Raw genomic sequence first — 5,754 nt, 5'->3', positions numbered from 1 at the left:
CAGGCGGCGCTGCAACAGCCCGTATTGCTGATCGGACTTGCCGTGCTGTATATCCTACTGGTGTTGTCAATGTTCGGCGCCTTTACCCTGCAATTACCCCGGCGCTACAGACCCGCCTAGCGCTTTGCAGCAACCGTCAGCGTCAAGGCACCTTACCCGGCGTTTTTATCATGGGAGCGTTGGGCAGGCCTGTTTTGCTCCCCCTGCATCACTGCGCCCCTGAGCGCCATTTTACTGTACATCACCCAAAGCGGTAATCTGTGGTTCGACGGATTTACGCTGTGGCTATATGCGGTGGGTATGGGTATCCCGTTGGTGCTGGTCGCTCTGTTTGGCCATCGAATGTTGCCCAAAAGCGGCCATTGGATACAACAGGTCAAATAGGATTTGGTTTCGTTATTCTGGTGCTACCAGTATTCTTACTGGAATGCATTCTGGGTGATAACTGGGGAGCGCGGCTATAGAGCCTCCTGGCGATCGCCTTTTTCGTCTAGGGCTTTTTGCTATGCCTGCGGGATTGCGGCCGCCTGTGGCCGGCAGTGCTGCTGCTTGGCCTGACGCTGATAAGCGCGTGGGCGCTGCGGGACTGGCTATGGGGAAACTCTATCTTGCACGCCGTTGGCCACCGGCGCAGCGCCGGGGCGTTCCAGCCTGTGAAAAACTTGAGCAAATCACTCAGGTGCTAAACGCTTGCCCCGGCAAGCCGGTGATGCTGGATATATACGCCGACTGGTGCGTGGCCTGTAAAGTGTTTGATAAATACACCTTCAGCGATCCCCACCGTAGCCGAGCAAATGGGTCGCCTAACCCTGCTTCAGGCAGATGTTACCGCTAATGCGCCCGTGCAAAAAATTCTGCTTAGCCGGCCACAGGTGATGTGGCTGCCGGCGATTTTATTTTTCGATAGTCGCGATAACGAGATCCCCGGCTCGCGGGTAACCGGTTTTATAAACGCGGCGGATTTTTCGCAACATTTACGGAAACTGGCGCCGTGAGAGATACTCCAGCAATGCAACCGTTGGTTAACTAGAAGGAAATGTGCAACGAGAACATAATATGGGATCGGGCGTTGAGCCTGCTTGAACAACGGGGTTTCTCGCGGGTATCACTGCTGATGCTGGCCAATGAGCTTGCGCTGCAGCTAGCGCAGCTGAGCGTCTACTGGCCAGATCGCGAGGCGTTACATTATGACTGCTTGCACTACCATGCCGGCTAATTGGACGGATAGCACAACCGCGTACGCCAAGATGATGCAATGGATGCACAGCAAAACTGCTGGCACACTACCAGATTTTAGCGGAACATATTGAATAGCAGCGTTATCCTGGCTGCCTGTTTATCGCCGCTTACAACTTTTATCCTCAAACCTCGCATCCCATCCATCAACTGGCGGACCAGCAAAATCAGGCATCCTACCGCTACACCCGGGCGCTACTGGATGAACTTGAGGCTGTGACAATCCGACCATGGTCTCCCAACAGATGGACCTGGTGTTTGGAGAGCTGCTTGAGTAAAATTTTGGTCAAGCATAACCCCAGAATGGGGGCAGTGGCGCGCGCACCGTCTCTGGCAGAATATATTTTACGTTTGCACTGTGCTGGAAAAACGGCGCTTTAAGTTGAATTTTCCTATTTTTGTATTAAAAATCAGCAAGTAACAGATGTTTCACGTAATTCTCGGATAAACCCGTTGACGAAATCGAGCCAATACGGTTTAATGCGGCCCGTTGCCCGGATAGCTCAGTCGGTAGAGCAGGGGATTGAAAATCCCCGTGTCCTTGGTTCGATTCCGAGTCCGGGCACCATTCTTTTCCCCGTCCTTCCTTTCCAAAAGATGCATTGCCATCTAGAAAATCATTCGCGCTCGGCAATGCCGAAGCAGATGATCCGTCGACGGGACTTTGCCGAGGGCGAACTACTTGCTTTCAGAGCGTCAGCTGATGGCTTTTGTCAATGTTATTCGCCCCTCGGTATAGGAAGCATTGGCGACACTGAAGCCTAAGAGTTTGGTGCAAATCAGCAACGGGGAGCGCGCCCGTGTTTCGCGCCCATCAGCCGGCATCATCATCATTAGCGCATTAGCGAATTATCCGGCATGGCGAAGGCTTTTCTCTCCCGTCCCGGCGTTGTCGCCCATTTCGAGCAATTGCGCCTGTTTTTCGAGTCCAGCCTTGTGCGTCATGCTTCTAAGCATGCAACAACGCAGATTGAACACTTGAACAAAGCGCTGGAACTCAATAGTCAGTCGCTGGATGACAACGATCTTTTATACGTTCCGATGTTGAGTTTCATCTCATGCTGGTAGAAATACCGGGCAATCCCCTCTTCCTGGTGATCCATGTTACCTTGCTCGATTGGCTTATCGCCACTCGCCCAACGGTGCCGGAAAATTAATTACATTAGTATAATAATTTAAGTTATCAGCAGTATATTGCAATTATGGCCGCGATCCGCCAGCAAGATGCACGATCCAGATACGGCCGACCACGCTTTACATACTTATCTCAACATCGTTTTTACCGCCTAGTACGCTTTCGATAAACAGCATAAAATCCTGTTCCTGATAATTCTGTTTCTTCTCAGTACAGAGGATCGTCAGCCGATCGTTTAGTGCATTAGATCCAATTTAATATTTTCTCGTCTCGCAGTCGAACGATCTAACTGGTATAATGAGTACAAAGGTATGTAGGCTAGAAAGCCTAATGTCACAAGAGAAGAGTGTGAGTGCTCTGTTAATATGGGTAATAGCCGCTCTGCTAACACCGTTAGATGCCAACGAAAAACTAGATATGATAAATCTGCGCCGTCTGGTTCACTTCAACATCAACCAAGTATCAACTGACTGTATGTGGGTGTAGCTCCATGGGTGTAGCATTTGTGCAGCATATTGCCGAGTGTGAACACGTGCTTGAGGTCTTGGCTGAATAAGAACAGGAAAATTACGTTAATTGCCCACATCGGCGCTGGTCAGCATCCATGAAAGCCAGCAACTGGCGCAAGAGGGCGGTCGTTGTGGGTTACGATGCTGTCTCCGCCATTACCCCGTTTTATTACCCCGTTGGTTTGAAGAACATTGCGACCATTTACCGCGCTATAACTGACGCTGCCAGCGAGCTGACAATAGTGGTCTATAATATTCCCTCTCTGATAAGAGTGACGCTCACGCTTGATCAAATTGCCATCCTGGTGGCACTGCCAGGCTGGGGACTGTCGTTCTTAAAAAACCTCTGGCGATCTGTTTCAGACGCAGCAGATCCAGGGGGCGTACCCGGGTTTGATTATCTATAACGGATACGATAGGATCTTCACCTCCGGCCGGATTGGCCGGATTGGCCGGCGCGGATGGCCGTATTGTAAGCACATATAACATTATGCGCTGGCCCTATTTGATATTACCCGCCGTTAAAAGAGGGAGATATCGCCACCGCGCAACAGTTGCAGGCGCAATGTAATGATGTCATTAATCTGCTGATTAAATTCGGTATTTTATGCGATTTGAAAACAGTTTTACACTGTATGTTGGTGTACTGGCCATGCCACTGTGTCGAAAGCCACTTCATGCCGGTGGCGGAAAATATATCTTCCTGAATTCGAGGCCTTGGCAGCAAAGCTACTTACTGCGCGAAAAAAAATAACAGCCCTATACAGCCCCTGTGCCCGCAGGCATCGCGCCTGCCGGGCATATGGAACCGATCTTTGATCTCTATATAATAGCCATGGGCAGAGCCCATCGTGGGAGTATCACATAAATCATGTTATGCAACCTATCCCTTGGCACCGCAATCTCTATCGGGCGCCATGGGTGACTGCTACAGACGGCGATAGTGTCCAGCATTCTGCTGTTTTCTTGCGGTACATTGGCTTGTTGTCTGGCACCCGGTTTTACCGCCATGTTTATCTCCCTCCTGGTAATCGGTATGGGAATGACGGAAGAATACGCCGCCAGTGCGACCTATGTCACTGAGAGCTGGCCCAGGAATCTGCGTAAATAAGGCGAGCGGGTTTTTGATCTCTGGTTTTTCATTGGTGCAGTGGCAGTAGTATAAGTTTACAGCCTGATGGTGTCGGTATAAGGTTAGTGTGCGATTTTCTTCATCGGCATTTTACCTATCTTTTGTCCTCTGACTTAGAAAAAAAATCCCGGAGGCGAAAGACTGGGCTGGAAAAGCTAAAAAACTGCTGGCGGAAGCAGGTTATCCCAACATGTTCTTGCTGACATTAAAAACCATCGCTCAGCCGCTGCGGTTTGTATCGTGACGGCGCTACAGGCTAATCTTGCCAAAATCGGTATCACGATCGCTATCAACAGGGCAACGGCTAAGATATCATTTCAGCGCACCGCTCACGGGGTTTCGATCTGCTACTGCCGCAGGCGACCGCGATCATGCCCAACGCCCTGGGCGCCATAAACGATTTTATCACCAACCCTAACAATCGCCTGGAAGCCAAGAACGCCGGTAATTTCGTTTAGCGCTCCGATTGGGATATTTCCGATTAAATGCCTTGCGCGATCGGGCGAGCAGTGAACGGGATCACACCAAACTTGCGGCGTTGATAAAGACTCTGTAAGAAAAACTCATCGCTGCAAAACCTGCTGTGTTGCCGATGTTTGAATACTCCGAGCTGACTGTTCTTAAGGGGAGAGTGCAGGGCTATAATACTAATCTCTGGTCGCTCAATCGGCTGAAGAACGTGATCAAGGCTAACGCGAAATAGTGCACACTAAGATAGGTAGCTGACTATAAAGGGATTCACCCCACTGAAAATTCATCAGGCGCGTTAGGCAATTGCTCATCAGCCTGTTCACCTTGCTGGTGGCTACTCTTTCATGATCTGCCCAGTCCTTCCGAACCATCCGGTGGTCGCGGTGGTGTCGGCGGACTGACGGATCCTGCCGCGTTTGAAGACATGCAGCAAAAGCTTGGCCTGGATCTGACCCTTTATCACCAGTTTTGGATTTATATCACCTCTCTGCTGCTACACCGCGGTCTGGGCAACCGACCTAAGCGTTGTCCAAGCGACCTGGGTCAGAGAGGACCGCTATCCTCGCGTCGCTGGATCTCTCTCCGGTCTTAGACCATAGCCATGGTATCCGGATGTGAATTCAGCCGTTTGCCGCTGTCCAACGTGGCAATAGCAGACAGATCTTCTTGTGATAAGCTGAAGTTGAATACGTCGAAGTTAGTGCGTATCCGCGCCAGTGTAACCAATTTCGGGATCACCACCAACCCATTATCGATATGCCAGCGGATAATAATGCTTACCACCCCGACCCCTTCGTTTTTATGCAGTGGCCGCCTTGTCGACGCACATGATGACGACTGCGCACGGCTACACGATCGCGACAGCACTTCAAAGCCACCGGAGCACTCTCTGCGCCGCCGTTAGGCCATGGCTGCAGGCCGTACTACAAATTGCCCCATGGCGCCGCGATCGGCCATTTCCAGCGTCTGGCTGTAATAGAGATAAGGAAAGTGCTCCGGCGCTACCTGCGGGAACCAAACCACCAATTCCACCTCGTTATCAACCCATACCGTATCTTTCCAACCCTGATCTTCAGGCAAGGGTGTGCTACCATTGACGCATTTAATCAGAAAAGATACCCCCTGAATATGAAACGCCTGCGGGGTGTTAGTATGCACTATCCAGCGCTCAAAACTGCCCTGTAAACTTTGGAGGTCGTCGCGGTTCATATTCCATAACGCACCGTTGATACCGGAGGTAGCCCCCCCGAGGGAGAATTCGCGGGTGCGGG

General features: G+C 51.0%; 7 protein-coding genes, 1 tRNA gene and 4 pseudogenes. 9 read left to right on the top strand and 3 right to left on the bottom strand.

Going from position 1 to position 5,754, the window contains the following annotated elements:
- Nucleotides 1–42: 42 nt before the first annotated feature.
- The 9 genes and pseudogenes from BG74_RS20830 to BG74_RS13875 all read left to right on the top strand — a co-directional run.
- Nucleotides 43–384, top strand: a pseudogene (locus tag BG74_RS20830) (cytochrome c biogenesis protein CcdA).
- Nucleotides 385–529: 145 nt separating this feature from the next.
- The gene (locus BG74_RS20825) at nucleotides 530–835 is read left to right on the top strand and encodes a thioredoxin family protein (protein ID WP_204376347.1); all 306 of its coding nucleotides are present in this window, start codon (nucleotides 530–532) and stop codon (nucleotides 833–835) included.
- Nucleotides 836–842: 7 nt separating this feature from the next.
- Complete coding sequence (locus tag BG74_RS20820) at nucleotides 843–995, top strand: protein-disulfide reductase DsbD (protein ID WP_204376346.1); 153 nt, start codon at nucleotides 843–845, stop codon at nucleotides 993–995.
- Nucleotides 996–1,036: 41 nt separating this feature from the next.
- A pseudogene (gene dicD / locus BG74_RS07330) lies at nucleotides 1,037–1,622 on the top strand (division control transcriptional repressor DicD).
- 106 nt (nucleotides 1,623–1,728) lie between these two features.
- Nucleotides 1,729–1,804: transfer RNA gene (locus BG74_RS07325), tRNA-Phe, on the top strand.
- Between the two features lie 71 nt (nucleotides 1,805–1,875).
- Nucleotides 1,876–2,526 (top strand): annotated as a pseudogene (locus BG74_RS07320) (FCD domain-containing protein); the annotation flags it as partial.
- Between the two features lie 485 nt (nucleotides 2,527–3,011).
- Nucleotides 3,012–3,287 carry a dihydrodipicolinate synthase family protein gene (locus BG74_RS20815; RefSeq protein ID WP_439895706.1) on the top strand — a complete coding sequence of 92 codons (276 nt, stop codon included), beginning with the start codon at nucleotides 3,012–3,014 and terminating at the stop codon, nucleotides 3,285–3,287.
- A gap of 147 nt (nucleotides 3,288–3,434) precedes the next feature.
- Nucleotides 3,435–3,587, top strand: coding sequence for a hypothetical protein (locus tag BG74_RS20810; protein WP_439895705.1), 153 nt, complete (start codon nucleotides 3,435–3,437; stop codon nucleotides 3,585–3,587).
- A gap of 198 nt (nucleotides 3,588–3,785) precedes the next feature.
- A pseudogene (locus BG74_RS13875) lies at nucleotides 3,786–4,169 on the top strand (MFS transporter); the annotation flags it as partial.
- Nucleotides 4,170–4,817: 648 nt separating this feature from the next.
- Here BG74_RS13875 and BG74_RS19045 read toward each other — a convergent pair.
- From BG74_RS19045 to BG74_RS17745, 3 genes are all read right to left on the bottom strand, one after another.
- The gene (locus BG74_RS19045; protein ID WP_256364245.1) at nucleotides 4,818–4,946 is read right to left on the bottom strand and encodes a hypothetical protein; all 129 of its coding nucleotides are present in this window, start codon (nucleotides 4,944–4,946) and stop codon (nucleotides 4,818–4,820) included.
- A gap of 125 nt (nucleotides 4,947–5,071) precedes the next feature.
- Nucleotides 5,072–5,350, bottom strand: a complete 279-nt coding sequence (locus BG74_RS07305) for an aldo/keto reductase (RefSeq protein ID WP_073961133.1) — start codon at nucleotides 5,348–5,350, stop codon at nucleotides 5,072–5,074.
- Nucleotides 5,351–5,383: 33 nt separating this feature from the next.
- Nucleotides 5,384–5,754 (bottom strand): multicopper oxidase domain-containing protein (locus BG74_RS17745; protein WP_244267420.1); only part of this gene is annotated, 371 nt, incomplete at its 5' end.

Origin of the sequence: Sodalis-like endosymbiont of Proechinophthirus fluctus, assembly GCF_001602625.1 — a bacterium.
Classification (GTDB): Bacteria; Pseudomonadota; Gammaproteobacteria; order Enterobacterales; family Enterobacteriaceae.
The sequence above is the reverse complement of the archived record's forward strand: the minus strand, read 5'-3'. Positions and strand labels throughout refer to the sequence as shown.